General features: G+C 68.2%; 17 protein-coding genes. 3 read left to right on the top strand and 14 right to left on the bottom strand.

Features of this window, described 5'->3' with window-relative positions; all coding sequences use genetic code 11:
- Positions 1-69 precede the first annotated feature (69 nt).
- From L0966_RS04605 to L0966_RS04595, 3 genes are all read right to left on the bottom strand, one after another.
- On the bottom strand, positions 70-2298 hold the full coding sequence (locus L0966_RS04605) for a glycosyltransferase family 41 protein (protein WP_234050640.1): 2229 nt from the start codon (positions 2296-2298) through the stop codon (positions 70-72).
- A gap of 138 nt (positions 2299-2436) precedes the next feature.
- Positions 2437-3162 carry an FkbM family methyltransferase gene (locus tag L0966_RS04600; RefSeq protein ID WP_234050639.1) on the bottom strand — a complete coding sequence of 242 codons (726 nt, stop codon included), beginning with the start codon at positions 3160-3162 and terminating at the stop codon, positions 2437-2439.
- Complete coding sequence (locus L0966_RS04595) at positions 3159-4385, bottom strand: FkbM family methyltransferase (protein WP_234050638.1); 1227 nt, start codon at positions 4383-4385, stop codon at positions 3159-3161. Before L0966_RS04595 ends, L0966_RS04600 begins: the two co-directional genes overlap by 4 nt.
- Positions 4386-4657: 272 nt before the next feature.
- On the opposite strand from L0966_RS04595, the gene L0966_RS04590 reads away from it, so the two are divergent.
- Positions 4658-5548 (top strand): NAD(P)-dependent oxidoreductase, encoded by an 891-nt coding sequence (locus L0966_RS04590; RefSeq protein ID WP_234050637.1) that lies wholly within the window; start codon positions 4658-4660, stop codon positions 5546-5548.
- 20 nt (positions 5549-5568) lie between these two features.
- Here the strand turns inward: L0966_RS04590 and L0966_RS04585 are convergent, their stop codons facing one another.
- The 8 genes from L0966_RS04585 to dsbD all read right to left on the bottom strand — a co-directional run bounded on the left by L0966_RS04585 (position 5569) and on the right by dsbD (position 13409).
- Positions 5569-6867, bottom strand: a complete 1299-nt coding sequence (locus tag L0966_RS04585; RefSeq protein WP_234050636.1) for a glycosyltransferase family 2 protein — start codon at positions 6865-6867, stop codon at positions 5569-5571.
- Positions 6864-7394: a dTDP-4-dehydrorhamnose 3,5-epimerase gene (gene rfbC, locus L0966_RS04580; protein WP_234050635.1), complete on the bottom strand. Its 531-nt coding sequence runs from the start codon at positions 7392-7394 to the stop codon at positions 6864-6866. The genes L0966_RS04585 and rfbC overlap by 4 nt, the downstream gene beginning before the upstream one ends.
- An 82-nt stretch (positions 7395-7476) precedes the next feature.
- Positions 7477-8250: a glucose-1-phosphate cytidylyltransferase gene (rfbF, locus tag L0966_RS04575; protein ID WP_234050634.1), complete on the bottom strand. Its 774-nt coding sequence runs from the start codon at positions 8248-8250 to the stop codon at positions 7477-7479.
- Positions 8251-8389: 139 nt separating this feature from the next.
- Complete coding sequence (locus L0966_RS04570) at positions 8390-8641, bottom strand: GlsB/YeaQ/YmgE family stress response membrane protein (RefSeq protein WP_234050633.1); 252 nt, start codon at positions 8639-8641, stop codon at positions 8390-8392.
- Between the two features lie 105 nt (positions 8642-8746).
- A complete protein-coding gene (locus L0966_RS04565) occupies positions 8747-9994 on the bottom strand; it encodes a threonine/serine exporter family protein (RefSeq protein WP_234050632.1) in 1248 nt (415 codons plus the stop codon).
- 129 nt (positions 9995-10123) lie between these two features.
- Positions 10124-10777: a L,D-transpeptidase gene (locus L0966_RS04560; RefSeq protein ID WP_370640619.1), complete on the bottom strand. Its 654-nt coding sequence runs from the start codon at positions 10775-10777 to the stop codon at positions 10124-10126.
- A 35-nt stretch (positions 10778-10812) separates the two neighbouring features.
- Entirely contained in the window at positions 10813-11442 is a 630-nt protein-coding gene (locus L0966_RS04555) for a DsbA family protein (protein WP_234050631.1), read from the bottom strand.
- Between the two features lie 59 nt (positions 11443-11501).
- Positions 11502-13409 (bottom strand): protein-disulfide reductase DsbD, encoded by a 1908-nt coding sequence (gene dsbD / locus L0966_RS04550; protein ID WP_234050630.1) that lies wholly within the window; start codon positions 13407-13409, stop codon positions 11502-11504.
- 79 nt (positions 13410-13488) lie between these two features.
- Here dsbD and L0966_RS04545 point away from each other — a divergent pair, with 79 nt between their 5' ends.
- Positions 13489-14151 carry a response regulator transcription factor gene (locus L0966_RS04545; protein ID WP_234050629.1) on the top strand — a complete coding sequence of 221 codons (663 nt, stop codon included), beginning with the start codon at positions 13489-13491 and terminating at the stop codon, positions 14149-14151.
- Complete coding sequence (locus tag L0966_RS04540; RefSeq protein ID WP_234050628.1) at positions 14148-15455, top strand: sensor histidine kinase; 1308 nt, start codon at positions 14148-14150, stop codon at positions 15453-15455. The genes L0966_RS04545 and L0966_RS04540 overlap by 4 nt, the downstream gene beginning before the upstream one ends.
- Positions 15456-15556: 101 nt before the next feature.
- Here L0966_RS04540 and L0966_RS04535 read toward each other — a convergent pair whose 3' ends face one another.
- The 3 genes from L0966_RS04535 to L0966_RS04525 form a co-directional block, all read right to left on the bottom strand.
- The gene (locus L0966_RS04535) at positions 15557-17089 is read right to left on the bottom strand and encodes an acyl-CoA synthetase (RefSeq protein ID WP_234050627.1); all 1533 of its coding nucleotides are present in this window, start codon (positions 17087-17089) and stop codon (positions 15557-15559) included.
- A gap of 120 nt (positions 17090-17209) precedes the next feature.
- Positions 17210-18532 carry a TRAP transporter large permease gene (locus L0966_RS04530; RefSeq protein WP_234050626.1) on the bottom strand — a complete coding sequence of 441 codons (1323 nt, stop codon included), beginning with the start codon at positions 18530-18532 and terminating at the stop codon, positions 17210-17212.
- Complete coding sequence (locus L0966_RS04525) at positions 18529-19065, bottom strand: TRAP transporter small permease (protein ID WP_234050833.1); 537 nt, start codon at positions 19063-19065, stop codon at positions 18529-18531. Before L0966_RS04525 ends, L0966_RS04530 begins: the two co-directional genes overlap by 4 nt.
- Between the last annotated feature and the right edge of the window lie 118 nt (positions 19066-19183).

Raw genomic sequence — 19183 nt, 5'->3', positions numbered from 1 at the left:
ACGGTGAAATGGCGTTGACCACGATCAAATGCACCGTATCGGCATGCTTCGCCGGCAGCGCGCGGACGATCAGATCACGATGCGCTCCGGCTTTTTCCCGGCGCAGCGCAAGGCGTGCATGCGCGTGAAGGCGGTCTCAACATTGCGCGTGAAGGTTGCGGTGTCGAACAGGGGAGAGCTGGTGCGCGCGGCTGCCAGATGGGCTTTCAGCGCGGCAAGGCGTGCCGGGTCGCGCGCGATGGAAAGTGCGAGAGCCTCATAGGCCTCAAAGGAGGAGACGGCGAGTTCCGGGAGCCCAACGGCGCTGACCAGGCTCGCCGCCACGCGGGACGCGAAGGTTTCACCCGGATAGGTCACCACCGGCACGCCGGCCCACAGGGCGTCGCTCGCGGTTGTGTGGGCGTTGACGGGTCGCGTGTCCAGGAACAGGTCGGCCTGCATGTACCGGGCGATGTGCTTGTCCTGGCCCTTGATAAAGGGGGCGAAGACGAGCCGCTCCGGATCGACGCCCCGCGCGGCAGTCTCATAGGCCAGGTTGTCGCGGACCGTGCGGTTGGCCTCGAACAGCCAGAGCACGGAGCCGGGCACCTGGTCCAGCAGGCGCATCCAGACGTCGAAAATCTCCGGCGTGATCTTGTAGGTGTTGTTGAAACAGCAGAACACGAAGCCATCCTGCGGCAGCCCGCACTCGGCCCGGCTCGGCACCGCCGAGGGCACGGCGCGGGTGCTGTCATTGGGCTGGTAGCAGTCCGGCAAAAGGACGATCTTTTCGTCGTAATCGCTCTCGGTCTCTGGCGGTATGATGATGCGGTCGGCCACGAGATAGTCGATGAAATCGGCACCCATGGAGCCGGGAAAGCCCACGAAGTTCACCTGAACGGGAGCCGGACGCAGGGCCAGGATGGCGGTGCGGCAGCCGCCCGTAAAGCCCTTCAGATCCACCAGAATATCGATGCCGTCTTCGCGCATGCGCACGGCGGCCTCGCGATCCGTGAGGGTGCGGATGTCGATGAAGTGGTCGAACGCCTTCTCCATCCGCTTGCGGGTCTCGGATCCGTCATCGATGCCGTGGGAATAGGCAAAGGTTTCGAACTTCTCGCGATCATGGCGCTCGAACATGCCCGCGGTCAGGTAGGCCGTGGCGTGGGCATGCAGGTCGCTGGACAGGTAGCCGATGCGGATGCGGCGGTTCGGATCGCCCGCGGGCGGCGGCGGCGGCGGCAGCGGCGTGCCGCGTGCAACACGGGTGGTGCTGCAGCCACGTGCGGCGCGCAGCAAATCGTGGCGGGTGACCTCGCAGCTGAGGAGCACGAAGGGATCGACGTTGATCAGCTCGTCGCCCGCGAGAAGCCGGGTAATCTCCTTCTCCCATTTGGCGAGATTGCCCCACTCGCAGATGTGGTGGCTCATGTCGATGGCGCCAACATGGGCCGGAATGCTGTCGGGCGTGAGCGTCAGCGTGCGCAGATAGCAGTCCAGGGCTTCGGAGTGCCGTCCCAGCCGCGAATACAGGCTGGCCATGTTGAGAAGCGCACTGACATTGTCGGGATTGAGGGTGAGCGCGGTCTGCAGAGCCCGCAGGGAACCCTGCAGGTCGTTCTCCATCAGCAGCGCGCCGATGTTGCAGTGAACTGCGGCATAGCCCGGACTGAGGACCGCGGCTGCTCGGAACAGGGCCAGTGCTTCCTCTGGGCGATCATTGTTGTAGGCGTGGTCGGCTTCCTCGATGATGTTTTGAACCTTGAGGGCGCCGCGCTTTTCCGCCGCCAGCCATTCTTCGATGGCCAGGCTCGGCTTCTCGCCAGCCACGATCATGGCCCGGCCGAGGGCCAGGATGGCGTTGCCGTCGCCGGGATGCGCCTCCACCCACTGGCGCAGGGTCGCGACCCCGTCCGGAGCAGAGCCGACGATGCGGGCCAGGGCCCGGCGCGCAGCCCGATGCTCCGGCTCGATGGCGCAGGCGCGCTCGAAGGCGGCCTTTGCCTCCGCGATCTCGCCGATCTTCATCAGCGCTTCGCCCAGGCTGGCCAGGATGTTGGCGTCCTTGGGGCTCTGGCTGGCGGCGGTCCGCAGCGCGGAGACCGCCTCGGGCAGCCGGCCCAGGCGGATGAAGCAGAGCGCCTGCATGTGCCGGGTCTGCGCGTTGCGCGGGTCGCGCTTCAGAATGCGTGCGTAAAGCTCAGCCGCCTCGGCATAGGCGCCGGACTGGTGCAGGGTGGCTGCCTGCTTGGCATCCTGAATGGATTTCAGAATGGCGCCCGTCCCCGAGCGGGATGCGGCCTTCTGCACCTTGGCCATGTTCTCGTCCTCTTGCGTCCGCGACGCCTGCTGCGGTGTCGCGGATGAGCCTGTGGCCGCACCTTTGCCGCCCTGACTTGCCCGTGGCTTGTGTTGCAAGCGTGCGGCGGCGCCGCGGCCCCGCGGAATTCGCGTTGCCTAGACCTTGGTGGCGTGGATGTCGAACGTGCTCGTTTCGGGCGCGATGCGCTCGCCATCGGGCCTGCGCACGGTGGTGGAATAGAGCTCCTCCACGGCGGCGAGATCCAGCCACGGACCCGGCAGGGCGTCTCCAAAGGGGCCGGAGGAGCCTTCCGGGAAGGTATAGGGAAGGTCCGGATCGTCCATCGAGCTGAAGTCCGACTGGTCCACCAGCTGGAACCCGTCATAGCCGCATTCGGCCAGCGTCGTGATGAAGTCGAAGCCCACGGGGCCTTCCGCGATGCTGGTGTAGAGCGGTTTCACGAGCTGGCGCGAAAGCTGATCCAGCACGGTCTTCTCTGCTCCTTCCACATCGATCTTGATGTAGAGCGGCGTGCCGAAGCGGTCGAAAAGGTCGCCCAGCGTGAGGGCCGTGATCTCGACGGCATGGGTGGGCGCGCCGCCATGGGCGGCATGCTCGGGATCAAGGCTGCTCCAGCGATCGTCGATTTCGTTCACATGAAAGGGCAGGAGGCCACGGCGCGACCAAAGGGCCGCCTCCACCAGCTTCAGGCGCCCGGCGCCGATGGCATCGGCGAAGCGGATGCGCCCGGCATTGGCGTGCACGGGGTTTGGCTCCAGCGCGACGACATTGTAGCCGCGCGCCAGATAATATGCGGTGTCGTCGCCATTATGCATGCCGAGGTCCATGATGAACCCGCTGGAATCGGCAAAGACGGTCATGGGGCTGAGCGCTCCTTGGGGATGGCGTAGAGAACCGCGCCTGTGCCGCACCATCCGTGGGTGCGCATCAACACGGTGTAATCAGGAAGCTCGCGCATCAGCCACGACGGTGTCGCGATGAGGCCATCAGCGCTGTGGTGCGTGGTGACGGCGATGATCGGCCGGTGCTTCAACAGGGTCTGGCGGGCGCCCGCCAGAGCATTGAGCTCCGCCCCTTCCAAATCGAGATTCACGAATGTCGGGTCAAGGGCCAGCGCGTCGAGGGGCACGGCGGCCCGCAGGCGGCTTCCGGAAGCCGCGATGCGCGAACACGGACCAAGCCCGCCATGGAAGCGCACCGCCTCGGCGCCGGCACCCAGCACGGCGTCCAGAATCTGCGTGCGGGCGCGAAGATCGATGTCGAATCGATCCACCCGGGCCTGGAGGTGGGCCCGGTTCGCAGCGTCCGGCTCCACCGCCCAGATGGTGGACACGGACGTTCCCGTCCGCTTCAGGAATTGGGCGATCACGCGGCCGTCGTAGGCGCCCGCGTCGAGCACCCGTTCCGTCGGCTTGAACGCGCGTGTCACTTCGGGAATGAAAAAGCAGGTGTCCGGCTCCACCGGAGCGTCGCTGAAGTCCCACTCCTGCCGGGCCAGCCGCCAGGCGGCGAAGCGCAGATAGTGGGCGCGCGACGCCGCGTCGCCGAAGCCCGCCAGAACGGCGCCGGCCGCCTCCATCTCCGCCGGGTCCAGCCGGGGCGCGAACCAGCCGTCGCCGAAGGGCTGCTGCTCGCGAAAGAACGCGGTGACGTCATGCAGCGGCACGCAATGGGACCAGCCAACGCGGTTCAGCTCCGCCTCGATCGGCGCGAACGGCATCGCCAGGGCGCCGATGGCCACCAGCGCCGCGGCCTTCGCCTCCGGCGGGGCGTCCTCTGCCCTCAGCACGGGAATGTTCCCATGGCGCGGATGCGCCACGCCGTCGGCGGCCCTGTCGACCAAGATTCCGGCGACCGGTTGGCCCACCGCCTCCAGAAAAGCGAGGGCGGGCCGGGTGATCTCATCGGGGCCGTGAAGCCACAATTTCCGACGGCCGGGCACCACCGGCGCGCCGGCCGGCGCGCGCGCATTGGCTTCGCCGAGCAGGTGGAATGCGGTGTCCAGGTCTGGGACCTGGGTAAGATGGCGACTGACATGGGCGTCGGAGACGAGGCGCAGATGGGTTGCGGCGGCGCGCGGCATCAGGCGCGTCCCCGATGGGGGGTGGGCCCCGTGGACGCCTGGGGCCCTGAAACGAGGGCAGCCGGATCGGGCGCGGTCATGGCTTCTGCTCTCGTTTCCTCATCATGGCGGGCATGGGTTGTGGCCCCGCTGCGGGACCATGAACGGGGAGGCTGTCGCCGGCCTTGTGCGTTCGCTACCCCTGCGCCCGTCCCCGCGGGCGCCAGCTTCGCGCCATCCGCTTCCGCCATAAGCAGGTGCCCCGAACTCCGACCCGAGAGGATGTCCCCCGCATGTCTTCCGACCGGCCCGAAACCGCTTTCTCGCAGCGTGATGGCGCCCGCCGCGTTCTCCTCACCGGGGCCACGGGCTTTGTTGGCCGGCAGATTCACCGGGCGCTGGTGGCTCGGGGCCATCGCGTGAAAGCCGTGGTGAGGACTGGCACGGCGCACCGCCTCTCGGCTCCGGCCGACGTGGTGGAGACGGCGGACCTGTTTGCGCACGATGCGTCGTTCTGGGCGTCGACCACGGCCGGAATGGATGCCGTCATCCATGCGGCATGGGTCGCCACGCCCGGCCTCTATCTCGCCTCGCCGCTCAACCTGGACTGCCTTCGCGGCGGTCTCGCCCTGGCGCGCGGCGCCGCCGAGGCGGGGGTGGGGCATGTGATTGGCGTCGGCACCTGCTTTGAATATGCCCTGCCGTCCGACCACCTGAGCGTCGATGCGCCGCTCGCGCCCGCCAGCCTCTATGCCACCGCGAAGCTGGCGCTCTACCAGACCCTGTCCGCCTTCTTTGCCGGCGAGGCCGCTGGCGGCACCGTCTTTTCCTGGGCGCGCCTGTTCTATCTTCATGGCGAGGGGGAGGACGAGCGGCGCCTCGTCGCCTATATCCGCGCCCGTCTCGCGGCGGGCGAGGTGGCGCGCCTTTCGGCGGGCACCCAGGTGCGCGATTTCCTCGATGTGGCGGAGGCGGGCGCCATGGTGGCCCGCATCGTCGAGACGGGCCAGCCGGGAGCCATCAACATCTGCTCGGGCGTGCCCGTGACCGTTCGTGAGCTGGCGGAGCGCACGGCGAGAGCCCTCGGCCGCCCCGATCTTCTGGAGTTCGGGAGCGCGCCGCCACGGCCGGGGGATCCGCCGGTCGTGGTCGGTGTGTGCAACCTCTGGCCAGAACCGTCCTGAGACGCCGGCCCGGAAGGCGCTTACAGCAGGACGGAGCCGCGGATGTCCCGCTCGCTGACGATCAGGCCCGGCGCGTAGCCCTGGTCCAGGAAGCCCTGGCGCAAGCTGTCGTTGGCGAGGAACACCACGCTCGTGCGCAGGTTCTTCTCGGAAGGGGTGGCGGGCGGCGGGATCACCAAAATGCGCCGCTCAAGGCCGGCGTCCCGCAGCAGCTTGCCGAGGGCCTGGCCATCCTCCACCCCGGCCACCACCAGCCGTTCCACTTCCGCAATGCCATTGGCGAAGCGGGCGAGGGTCTGCGCCATCACGAGCAGAGGCAGCCTCTCCAGATTTTCGAAGCTGCTGATGATGCTGGGGTCAAGATAAGAGAGCCGGCAGATGAGCTCATAGGCCCGGATATAGTCCTTGCGCAGCAGCCACAGGCGAATGGCCACCCGCATGCGCTGCTCGACGAAGTAATCGATCAGGCCGCGGAGGGATTTCCGCATATCATCCGTCGCGGCGACCTTGTGGCGACGCATCAGGTTGAACATCATGTACTCGATGCCACCACGGTAATTGTCCCAGATGGTCATGGCATCATCGAGACCCCATTGGGTGCGCTCGGGCATGACCGGGGTCAGCGTGACGGAGCGGTAGTATACGGACCGCCGGAAGGCGACCGGACCCAGCGCCGAAAGGGTGGTGAGATAGCTGAAGGCCCAGTAGCAGAAGCGCGGCACCGTGACGATCCGCCGAATGGCATCAGCCCGATAGACCGCGATTTCCGGGAAGATGTGGTGCTCGATGACATAGCCGATCAGATCGGCCTCATCGCCCGGCTTGAACACCTTGAGGTCGTCCGGCTGCGTATAGAAGGTTCCCTTCGGCACCTTGTTGAGGTCGTCGAAGAGTTCCCAGGGCGTGTAGCAGGCGCAGACCTCGGGGTTGTTCTGCAGGAAGTGAATGGTGTCCGCCAGCGCCTCGGGCAGGATGAGGTCATCGTCGGCCAGGTAGATCACATACTTGCCGCAGGCACGGTGAAATGCGCTGATCAGATTGGAGAGAAGCTTGTTCTCTTCCTGCAGGAAGTAGCGGATCGGCAGCCCTTCGGCCCGAAAGCGCTCCACCACCTCGGCGGTGTTGTCCGTCGAATGATTGTCCGACACCACGACTTCAAAGGTGAAGTCCCAGCTCTCGCCCCAGGTCTTGATCTGCGGCAGGAGGTATTCCAGGAACGGCGCGCGATTATAGGTCGGCACGCAGATGCTGAGCGTGACGTCCTGGGCGCTCTCCTGCTTGGCGGAGGGCAGAATTTCCGGAATGAAAGTGCCGATCATGGCTGGTAATCCTCCGCTGCGGCATCGCGGGCCGAGATGGTCGTGGGTGCCGCCGGCCAGTCCACGCCGAAGGCGGGGTCGTTCCAGCGGTAAGTGCGGGCGAGGTCGGGAACGTAAACCTCGGAGTGGAGGTAGAACACCTCGGTCTCATCCTCAAGGGTGAGAAAACCGTGGGCACAACCCTCTGGAATATAAAGGGCGTTGCGCCGCTCGGCGCTGAGCTCGGCCGCCGTCCAGTTGAGGTAGGTGGTGGAGGTGGGGCGCAGGTCCACGGCCACATCGAAGATGCGCCCGCGCACCGCGCGCACCAGCTTCGCGTCGGCGCGGGGCGGGGCCTGGAGATGCAGGCCGCGCAGGGTGCCCTTGCGCGGATTCCAGGAGGTGTTGGCGTGGACGAAGCGGTCCATCAGCCCGTGCGCGCGGAACGTGTCGGCGCAGAAGGTCCGCGCGAAAAGGCCGCGCTCGTCCTCGAACGGCGTCACCTCCACGAGCATGACGCCGTCCACGGTGGTGGGAACGAATTTCATAGGGCGCCGCGCTCCGCTCCGGAGTGCACCGGCGCGGTGGAGCGGGGCCGGGACGCGGGTCCACGGCGGGGGCGGGATGGGGTCACGCCCAGACCTTCCAGGGCGCGCGGCCGCTGTTCCACATGTCTTCGAGCTGCATGCGCTCGCGCAGCGTGTCCATGGGTTGCCAGAAGCCGTCATGGGAATAGGCGGCGAGCTGGCCTTCCGCCGCCAGACGCTCCAGCGGCTGGCGCTCCCAGATGGTGTCGTCGCCGTCCACGAGGTCGAGAACCTCGGGTTCCAGGATGAAGAAGCCGCCATTGATGCGCTGGTTGCCGTTGGTGGGCTTCTCCACGAAGGTGCTGACGCGGTCGTCCTCGATGGCCACGGCGCCGAAGCGGGCTGGCGGCGCGACGGCGCACATGGTGGCCTTGAGGCCGTGGGCGCGGTGGAAGGCCATCTCCTTCGCCACATCCACGTTGGCGACGCCGTCGCCATAGGTCATGCAGAAGGGCTCACCGGGGGTGAGGTAACGCCCGATGCGCTTCAGGCGCCCGCCGGTCTGGGTGTCGAGGCCGGTGTCGACGATGCTCACCCGCCAGTCCGGCGTATCGCGCTGATGGTAGTGGACGACATTGCGCCCCAGATCCACCGTCACGTCGGAGTGGTGGAGCACCATGTTCGCGAAGTATTCTTTGATCTGGTAGCCCTTGTAGCCGGCGCATACGATGAAATCGATGAAGCCGTAATGGGCATAGATGCTCATGATGTGCCAGAGGATCGGCTTGTCGCCGATCTCGACCAGCGGCTTTGGCCGCACGCTGGTTTCCTCCGCCAGGCGCGTGCCCCGCCCACCGGCCAAAATCACGACCTTCATGCCCGTCCGTCCCCTGGAGCAGGCCACGACCTGTCTCCAGCCCGCCCTATGATCTGAACGAGGCTCTTTACGCGCTCTTGATTGCTTGTGGCTGACCTAATGGATGACCTTATGGGTGACTTTGCGCCACCCCGCGCGCCTATCGGCGGACGGCCCGCGATCCAACGATGAGGATGCAGGCTCCGATGATGCCCGCCACAAGGTAGCCGATCCAGCCGCCGAAGCTGATGCCCAGGACGCCGAACAGGACGCTCGCCACCGCCGCCCCCAACACCCCCAGGATGACGTTGAGAAGCAGTCCGTTCTCGCTCTTCATGAGAGCGGAGGCGATCCAGCCCGCTATGCCGCCGATGATGATGGCGGCGATCCAGCCGATCTGAGCATCTGCCATGGCCTGCCTCGCGCGGTGGGCCGCCTTTGGGCCGGCGGCACCCCCTGCAACGCCGATGACGCCGCGTCGGTTCCCTATCGGTTTCCCAGCGTCATCGGGCCGAGGTCAGCCGATCTTGCGCGGGCCGCTCCGGTGGCGCTCGAACATCATCTTGGGCACGATCAGCCCCACGGTCATGGCGAGGACGATGAGGAGCGCGGTGATGCCGTTCACGGTGGCGCTCACCAGGAGCTGGGCCGAGGCATCCGTCCCGTGGGTGGTGAGCTCCACCAGAGAGGCCGCGGATTCGAACAGGAACACGCCGGGCACCATGGACACTACCGCCGCGAACGAGAAGCCGGCGAACGGATAGCGCAGGCGGCTCGCGAGCGGGGCGGCGATGAGCCCCACGATGAAGCAGGCGGCAAGGCTGGCGGCGGCAAGGTTCACCCCGGCGCCCAGCAACGCCCATCGCCCGCCATGGGCCAGCATGCCCACCAGGACGGGCACCGGAAGCATGCGCCAGGGCATGTTGAAGAAAGTGCCATAGGCCGCGACGGCGATGCCGGCGGCGAGAACGTCGCGATACCACGGCACCACGGTGGCCGGGCCGGCATTCGGCAGGTCAATGTTGCCCACGGTGAGGCCAAGCAGCAGGCCGGCGCAGATCATCAGCACCACGAGGCCGGCGAACACCAGCCGCGCCGAGCCGATGGTGATGCGCGCCCGTGCCAGATCGATGGTGCCGTTGAGCACGTGGGGGCCCGGCACCAGCACCATGCAGGGACAGACCAGGACCAGCCGCGGGTCGACCCCGATGCCCGCATGAATGGCCAGCACCCCGGTGACGCCGGCGAACAAGGCGGCCGTGAATGGCTGCATGAGCGGGTTGCGGGACAGGTGGGACACCGCGCGCCGCAGCAGGGCGCCGCAACCGGCACTGAAGGCGATCACCGCGATGGTGGCGAAGGTGACCGCGCCGAAGATCACCCCCAGGGCGGCCGCGCCCGCCGCCGCCAGCGCTGCAAAGCGGAACACGTTCACCGGCGGCATGCGCGTCACGTCTTCCAGCTCGGCGGCGTAGGTGTCCGGGGTCATCCGGCCGGCGGCCACCTCATCGATGAGGTGCAGCACCGCGGCCACCCGGCCCATGTCCACGCTGGTGGGCTTCACCGCCAGGATGATGGGCGCGGGGTGGCCCTCCACAAACAGCACCACCTCGCCCCAGCGCAACAGCAGGTCCACCTTCACGCCCAGCGCATTGCCGAGCCGGCGGATGGAATCGCCGGTGCTTTCAGAGGCTTGCCCGTTAAGGAAGAGCAGCTCGGTGGTGGTGGCGATCAGGTCCGGAATACTGGATGTCTCACGAGGCACGGTGCGGCCCATTCCCTGCTGCGCGAGGCGCCTCGCGCGCCTGCCCCACGGCACAGCCAAGGCTGCTTCGCTGCGCCGCGTCAAGGGGGAGCCGGTGCCTGTGTGAGGCCGCCGGGCGGGCGGGTGGTGCTACATGGGCAGCACCACCACCTTCGCGCCGTTGGGTACGCGCCCATAAAGGTCGATGATGTCCTGGTTCATCATGCGGATGCAGCCGGAGGAGACCGCCTCGCCGATGGACCAGGGCTCGTTGGTACCATGGATGCGGTAGAGCGTGTCCTGCCCGCCCTTGTACAGGTAGAGCGCGCGGGCCCCCAGCGGGTTGTCCGTGCCGCCCGCCATGCCGCCGGACCAGGGCTCGTATTTCTTGGGCTCGCGGGCGATCATGGCGTTGGTGGGCCGCCAGCTCGGCCATTCGCGCTTGTAGCCCACGCTGGCGGTGCCGGAAAACTCCATGCCCGCCTTGCCCACGCCGACGCCATAGCGCAGCGCCTTGCCGTTCTCCTGCACCAGATAGAGGAAGCGATTCTTTGGATCCACCACCAGGGTGCCAGGCGTCTGGCCGGTGGGGTCGTTCACGAGCTGGCGCACGTTGCGGGTCTTCATCTCCTCCGGATCGGCGGCGGGAATGATGTAGCCGCCGTCGCGCACCTCGCCGTAGCGCTGGGCATCGGCGGGCGAAAGGCGCGGGCGGGCACCGCTGGAGGCGCCATCGGGGGCGGCGGTCACGCAGGCGCCCAAGGCCAGGGGCAGCAACAGGGTGAGCAGGAGACGGGGCGTCATGGGCATTGTGGGGCAGCGCTGGTCCATGGTTCCCCTCACTGGCCACCGGCCTGGCGGCGGCGGGCCTCGGCGATGGCGCGCTTGAAGCTCGCATAATCGAGGGTGGAGGCCAGCAGCGGGCCCACCAGATAGGTAGGCGTACCCTGCAGGCCAATGGATTCCGCCTGCGAATTGTTGCGCTTCAGCTGCGCGGCGATCTGCGGCCCATGCAGGGCAAGGTCCAGGTTGAGCCGGTTCATGTCCACGCCGGAAGCCTTCACCGCCTCCAGCATCTGCTCCTCGGGGATCTTGCGCCCGGGGATCGCCATGAGAGCACCATGCACCTCGTGGTACTTGTCCTGGTACTTGGCGGCGAGCGCGAGCTGCGCGCCATAGACGGAAGCCTTGGTGAGGATCGGCCAATCCTTGTAGACGACGCGGATATTGCCATCCTCCTTCACCACGCGGGCGAGGTCGGGCTCGGATTTCTTGCAGAACGGGCAGTTGTAGTCGAAGAACGCGACGATGGTGACGTCGCCATTGGGGTTCCCGGCGGTGGGCGCCTCGGGATCGCGCAAAATGCCTTCCACATCCACGCTTTGCGCCAGCGCGCGACCGGTGCCGGCCATGACGGCCGGAGGAAGAAGCGACATGGCGGCAAGGCGGATGAAGTCCCGGCGATGCATGTGGGGTCTCCGTTGAGTGTTCTGGAAAATTGCGCTGTCGGTTTTTCGGAAGGCCGTGCTCAAAGCCCGGCCTTGGCCATCAGGCCTTCAATGTCCTGAGGGGTGACCGCGCCGACGATGCGGGAGCCGGGCAGCTCCTGGCCGGAGGGGTCCAGCAGGAACAAAGTGGGCGGCCCGATCACTGCGAAGCGGGACATGAGCGCGCGCTCCCCCTCGCCATATTCGGTTACGTCGGCGGCGATGCGCGGCATGCGCGCCAGCCGGTCGCGCAGCGTGGGCTCCTCCATCACCGCTTCATTGGACTTGCACACCGTGCACCAGCCCGCCGTGAAGGAGACCAGCACGGGCCGGCCCTCCGCCTTGGCCTGGGCGAAAGCCGCATCCAGCGCCTTGGGGGAGGAGACGCGCGCTTCCTGCACCGCCTGCGGCGTCGCCGTGCGCGGTCCGCCGTTTAGGAAGGCGAGGGGGCGCAGCGGATCGCCCGCGCCGCCGGCGGCGCCCACCAGCATGGCGGCACCATAGATCAGCGCGACCACCCCCGCCGCCTTGGCGAGCCGGGCTGCCGGCGGGCGGCCCGGCCAGCTGCGGTCGAGCCCGCCCAGGAACACGCCGAGGCCCACCGCCAGGACGCCCCATAGCGCCAGGGCTGCAGGCGGCGCCATGAGGCGGGTGGCCAGCACCGCCGCGACGCCCAGGAAGAGCACGCCGCACACCTGCTTGATGCGCACCAGCCAGGGGCCTGAGCGCGGCAGCACGCGCGCGCCGAAGGTGCCCACCAGGATCAAGGGCAGCCCCATGCCCAGGCCCAGCATGAACAGGGCCGCGCCACCGCGCGCGGCATCCCCCGTCTGCGCGGCATAGAGCATGGCCGCGGCCAGGGGCGGCGTGACGCAGGGCCCCACCACCAGGGCCGAAGCGAACCCCAGGGCCGCCGCGCCCGAGAGCGAACCGCCGCCGCCGCGCGGCAGCCGGGCCGCGAGGGCGGACGGCAAGGCCAGATCGAACAGGCCGAACATGGAGAGGGCGAGCAGCAGGAACACCACCGCCATGGCGCCCAGCGCCCATTCGGTCTGCAAGGCCGCCTGCAGGTTGGCGCCGGACCAGCCGGCCGCCACCCCCAGCACGCCATAGGCGGCGGCGATGGCGAGCCCGTAGGCCGCCGAAAGGGCGAACCCGCGCGCCGGGCCTGGCCGGCTTTCCCCACCGGCCAGTATGCCGGACAGGATAGGCAGCATGGGAAACACGCAGGGGGTGAAGGCCAAAAGCAGGCCGAACCCAAGGAAGGCCAGCAGCAATACGCCCAGGCTGCCGCCGAACAGCGCGGCGGCAGTACCCTCGCCAGCAGCCGGCGGCTCCGCCTCGGCAAGAGGCGACGCCGGGGATGCGCTGACAGGGCCGGATGCGCCCGCCTTCGCCGCGGTGGCGGGCGGTTCGCTTCGCGCGGGGGAGGTCGCGGATGAGGTCCAGGCGCTGGAGGGCGCGGAGAGCGGCGAGCTGGCGCCGGTCGCCTTGATGTCCAGCGTCGCGAGGTCGATGGTGCGTGTCACCACCGGATAGCAGATGCCGGCTTCCGCGCAGCCTTGGTATGACACTTTCAGCTCGCCCGTGGCCGGCAGGCCGGCGGCGGTCGCCTGGGCCTGTCGGTGATAGACCTCCACGGGGCCGAAGTTCGGGTCGTCCTTCTCCTCGCCGGGAGAGGTGGCGAGCTGGATGGGCGCGCCCGCGCGGTCCGCCTTCAGGCTGTCGCGATAGAGGTAGGTGCCGGGCGCGATCTGCCAGCCCAGGGACAGCGTGCCGTCGGCGGTGCGCTCGGCGGAGAGGCGGAAGGCTTCGTCCGCCTTCAGCGGCTTAGCGCCGGCGGCCGATGCGTCGCCCGCCACGGCCAGCAGCGCAAGCAGGAATGGCGCGGCCAGGAGCGAAGCGGCCCGGAGCGGGAAGGCCCCGCGCAGAAGCGATCTCATCATCATGGCCGCTCTCTCGACCGCCCACCTTAAGCCAGCCTTAAGCTCGGGGTAGAAGGTGGCGGGGTGGCAGGAGAAGAGGCAGATGCGGATACTCGTCGTCGAGGACGATCCGGTCCTGATGGACGGGCTGAAGGTGGGGCTGGGGCTTTCCGGAGCGACGGTGGATGAGGTTTCCACCTGCGCCGATGCGCGCGCCGCCCTCGCCGCCACCCGCTTCGACGCGGTGGTGCTGGATCTGATGCTGCCCGATGGCTCCGGCCTCGACATTCTCACCGCCATGCGCGCGCGGGAGGATGCGACCCCGGTGCTGCTGCTCACCGCCCTCGACGATACGGGCGACCGTGTGCGGGGCCTCGATGCCGGCGCGGACGACTATCTTGGCAAGCCGTTCGATCTCGACGAGCTCGCCGCCCGTGTGCGCGCCATCGCCCGGCGGGGGCAGGGGCGGGCGGGGCCCACCCTGAAGGCCGGCGCCCTGGAGCTTGATCCCGCCACCTTCGCGGCCCGGCTGGATGGCCAGCCGGTGGCGCTCTCGCGGCGGGAGTTCGCCGTGCTGGCCGCGCTGATGGAGCGCCCGGGCGTGATCCGCTCCAAGAACGAGATCGAGGAGCGCCTCTATGGCTGGCAGGAGGAAGTGGAGAGCAACACGGTGGAAGTCCACATCCACAATCTGCGCGCCAAGGTAGGCCGCAGCCTCATTGAGACGGTGCGCGGCCTCGGCTATCGCCTGCGGGGGGAGCCATGAGCTCGCTGCGGCGCCGCCTGTTCCTCATCCTGCTGGCGGCCACCGGGGCCATCTGGCTGTGCGCGGTGGGCTGGATCTATTCCTCAAGCCGCAGCGAGCTGGAGCGGGTGCTGGATGCCCGCCTGCAGGAAGCCGCCCGTATGGTGCATTCGCTGGTGGCGGACGGCAACATCGCCACCGCCGCCAGGGCGCCGGCTTTTTCCGAAACCGGCTATGAGCGCCAGCTCTCGTGCCAGATCTGGTCCCTGGGCGGGCAGCTCGTCGCCCGCTCCAGCGGCGCGCCGGAAGAGGCGCTGGCGGGGCCGGCCGAGGGCTTTTCCCAGCGCGAGGTGAATGGGGAGGATTGGCGCGTCTACACCATTCTCGATTCCGACAAGGGCGTGCGGGTGATGGTGGGCGATCGCGTGGGCCTGCGCGACCGTCTGGTGTGGGACCTCATGGCGGGCCTGCTGGGGCCGGTGGTGCTGATCGTGCCGCTGCTAGGGCTGCTCATCTGGGTGAGCCTGGGGCGTGGCCTGCGCCCGCTGGAGGCGGTGGCGCGGGAGATCGCCGCCCGCGATGGCGAGGACATGAGCCCCGTTTCCCCCGCCGACGCGCCGGCCGAGGTCCGCCCGCTGCTGGAGGCGCTCAACGGCCTGTTCGGCAAGGTGGAGGCGGCGCGTCTCCACGAGCGGGAGGTGACCGCCTTCGCCGCCCATGAGCTGCGTACGCCGCTGGCGGGGTTGAAGACCCAGGCGCAGATTGCCCTCTCCGCTGGCGAGGGCGCCACCCGCGAGGGGGCGTTGCGGCAGATTCTGGTGTCCGTGGATCGCGCCGCGCGGCTGGTGCGCCAGCTCCTCGCGCTGGCGAAGCTGGAGGCCAATCCGCCCCAGAGCGCGGGCGACAGCGTGGATGCCGGTGCGCTGCTGCGCGAGATCGTGCAGCAGGCTCCGACGCCGTCAGGGGTGGACGTGTCGGTGGATGGGGCTCTTGATGGCCTCGCTTTGCGCGGTGGGCGCGAGGCGCTGCATCTGGTGCTGCGCAATCTCCACGAGAATGCGGTGGAGCACATGGGCGGGGCCGGCCATATCGCCTGGCGGCGCACGGAGCGAGGTGTCTGCGTGGAGGACGAGGGGCCGGGAATTCCGCCGGAGGACCTGCCCCTTGTGATGGAGCGCTTCTATCGCGGCCGGCACCGCAGCTCCTCCGGCAGCGGGCTGGGCCTGACCATCGCCTGCCTCGCCGCGGAACGCGCCGGCGCGCGCTTGTCGCTGGAAAACCGGACCGATCGCGCGGGCCTGCGGGCGGAGGTGATCTGGACCTGACCCCGGCAGGAGGAGCCATGTCGAGGAGCCAGGTCGGCCCCTTTGCGGTCACCGGAGCGGCGCGGCCCGGTGACCCGGCCCGCGCTTCGCTCGGAAACGCGCTAGGCGGTCGCCACGCTGCGCGCCATGGCCTTGCGGCTCACCTTGCCGTTGGGGGTGCGCTCCAGGTGATCCACGAACACCACCTTGCGGGGGCACTTGTAGGCGGCCAGATGCTCGGCGCAGAAGGACAGGACCTCGGCTTCCGCGGGCTTGGCCTCCGGCTGCGTCACCACGAAGGCGGTGATGATGCTGACATCTTCCCGCACCTTGGTTTCAGCGGCTGCCGCCTCGACGATGCCGGGGCAGCGTGACAGAACCTTTTCCACCTCCATGGGCGACACGCGGTAGCCCAGCGCGTTCATCAGGTCGTCATTGCGGCCGTGGAACCAGAGCCACCCGTCTTCGTCGAAGGCGGCAAGGTCCCCGCCCACGAACCACTCGCCCCGATAGACGGCCGCCTCCTCTTCCGGCCGCTGCCAATAGCCGAGCATCAGGCCGGGATCGGAGCGGTGCACGGCGAGAAGGCCGGTTTCCCCCGTCGGCAGGGGCTCGGTGCCGCCCTCGATGGGCAGGATGGCGACGCGCCGGCCGGTCTGCGGACGCCCGGGCGAACCGGGACGGATGGGCTCCCCGGGGCGGCTGGAGATAAAGGTCGAAACCTCGCTCATGCCGAGGGACTCATAGATCCAGGTGCCGGTGGTCGCGTGCCAGTCGGCGAGAACCTGGGGCGAGAGCGCCTCGCCCGCCGCCACCGCGTGACGCAGGGTGGACAGGTCGAAGTCCTTGATCTCGCAATTCTTCATGATCTGCCGAAACACCGTGGGCACGGCCGCGAAGATGGTGGCCCCCCACTGCTGGATCAGCCTTGGCCACACGGCCGGATCGCGCGGGCCGTTATAGATCACCGAGGTGGCGCCGCAGGCCCACGGGTCGAGGAGGCCGACGCCCAGGGTGTAGGTCCAGTTCACCGCGCCCGCATGGAGCAGCACGTCGGTTTCTCCAAGGCCGAGCCAGTCCTTATGCATGGGCTTGCGGCCGAGGATGGCGCGGTGGGCATGCACCACCCCCTTGGGCCGGCTGGTGGTGCCGGAGGTGTGCACCAGATAGGCCGGGTCGTCCGCCGCCGTCGCGGCATATTCCGTGAGCGGGGCGTGGGCGGCCAGGCGCTCCATCTCCTGCGGATCGAGCACGAGGCAATGGGGGAAGCCCTCGCGCTCGGCTAGGTAATCGCGTCCCAGAACCACCGCCGAAGCCCCGGAATCCTGTGACAGGGCAACCACTTCCTCGAGCGTGAGCTGGGCGGAGGTGGGCTGGGCCACATAGCCGGCGGCGATGACGCCGAGATAGGCCATGACGAAGCTGGAATCGTTGCCGGCGCGGATGAGCACGCGGGCCTGGGGCGGCAGGCCCAGGCTCTGGAAGCCGGCGGCGAGGCGGCGCACGGCGGCGTCGAGCGCGCCATAGGTCCATTCCTCGGTGGCGCCGCCATCACCCACCAGCACCAGCGCACGCCGATCGCCGAAGCGCTGGGCCTGTCGGGCCAAGCAGTGCTCGGCCAGATTGAACCGGGGCAAAGCGGACGGACCGGTCATGACTTCATCCTTGAGGAAAGCGGCCGGGTGCGCGAACCGCGGCGCGCCGGCGGGGGAAGCGGAGCTTTAGCGTAGAAGGTGAGCGGGCGGCCACCCCGGGGGGAGATGGCCGCGCGCGCGTCACATACCGAGCAGGCGTGGCACGAACATGGTGACGGCCGGCACGTAGGTGATGAGCGCCAGGAAGCCGATCATCGCCAGCAGCCAGGGCATCACCGCCACCGTCAGCTCGCTGATGCCGAGCTTGGTGATGCCGGAGGCCACATAGAGGTTGAGGCCCACCGGCGGGTGGCACATGCCCACTTCCATGTTCACCACGATCATGATGCCGAAGTGCACCGGATCAATGCCGAGCCGGACCGCCACCGGGGTCAGGATGGGCGCCATGATGAGCACGATGGACGTGGGCTCCATGACGTTGCCGGCGAGCAGCAGCAGCACGTTCACCATGAGCAGGAAGCCCACCATGCCCAGGCCCAGGCCCACCATCCACTCAGTCATCGCCTGCGGGATGTTCTCATTGGTCATGAGGAAGGAGAACAGGGCCGCGTTGGAGATGATGTAGAGCAGCATCGCCGACATGTTGGCGCTCGAAAGGAGCACCTTCGGCACGTCCGCAAGGCCCATGTCCTTGTAGACGAAGACCGCGATGATGAAGGCGTAGACCGCGCTCACCGCCGCCGCCTCGGTGGGCGTGAAGGCGCCCGTATAGATGCCGCCGATCACGATGATGATGAGCAAAAGGCCCCACATGCTCTCCCGGAAGGCCTTCCAGCGCTCGCCGAAGGTCGCCTTCGGCATGCGGGGATAGTCGTTCTTCCAGGCGCGATACCAGGTGGTGGCGCTCAGCAGCAGGGCCAGCAGCAGGCCGGGCACGATGCCGGCGATGAACAGGTCGCCGATCGACGCGGAGGTGACGCGCTCCCCATTGGGGCCGGTCATCTGCAGCCCGGTGGTGGCCACCGAGTACATCACCATCACGATGGACGGCGGGATGAGGATGCCCAGCGCGCCCGAGGTGGTGATGACGCCGGCGCCGAAGCGCTGGGGAAAGCCCTGCGCCTGCATGGCCGGCAGCAGGATGGAGCCGATGGCCACCACGGTGGCCGGAGAAGAGCCCGAGACCGCCGCGAACAGGGCACAGGCCAGCACGCCCGCCAGGCCCAGGCCGCCATGCCAGTGGCCGACCATGCTGGTGGCGAAGTTGATGAGCCGCCGCGCCACGCCGCCATGGGTGAGGAAGTTACCCGCCAGGATGAAGAACGGGATCGCCATGATCTCGAACTTCTCGATGCCGGTGAACAGCTTCTGGGCGACGATGTCGACCGGGATCTGTGTCAGCGTGTAGACGAAGGTGAGCACCGTCATGCCGAGCGCGATGGAAATCGGCATGCCCGTGAGCATGAGGGCCAGGAACAGCCCGAAGATGATGGCGGCGCTCATCGCGGAGCATCCTTCGGAAAGAGGTCGGATTTATCGGTGCCGGGCAGCTCTGGAAGGCCGGCCACATGCCCGTGGTCATGCACCGGCAATTCGCCCGTGCGCAGGAACGACCACGCCACCTGCAGGAAGCGGAAGCACATGAGGTAGGAGCCGATGGGGATCGCGAGATAGACGATCCAGGAGGGCAGCTCCATCTCCGCCGTCATGTCGCCGAAGCCGTAGCGGGCGATCACGAACTTCATCCCGAACGAGCCCACCACCGCCGTGAACAGGGCGCCGCACAGGAGCCCGAAGAGGATGAGCGCATAGCGCCGCGACGGCGAAAGCGCGTTCACCAGCACATCCACGCCCACATGGATGCCGGTGCGCACACCATAGGCGGCGCCGATCTTCGCCATCCAGACGAACATGATGATGCAGGCTTCCTGGGCCCAGCCCAGGTTGATGCCGCGCACATAGGGGAAGAGCAGCGGCACGCCGGCGGCGTAGCGCTGGGCCACGGCCACGAAGATGAGCAGCGTCGCCGCCGCCATCAGCACCGCGATGATGGTTTCTTCCAGGTAGTTGAGCGTGTGCCTTAGGGCCGCGCCGAGGCCCTCGTTGCGCACGCGATAGCCCAGATAGAGGGCGAACGTGACGGCGAGCACGCCG

It is taken from the genome of Xanthobacter sp. NM-59 (assembly GCF_021401125.1).
GTDB lineage: Bacteria > Pseudomonadota > Alphaproteobacteria > Rhizobiales > Xanthobacteraceae > Xanthobacter.
This window is presented reverse-complemented; position numbering and strand designations above follow the sequence as displayed.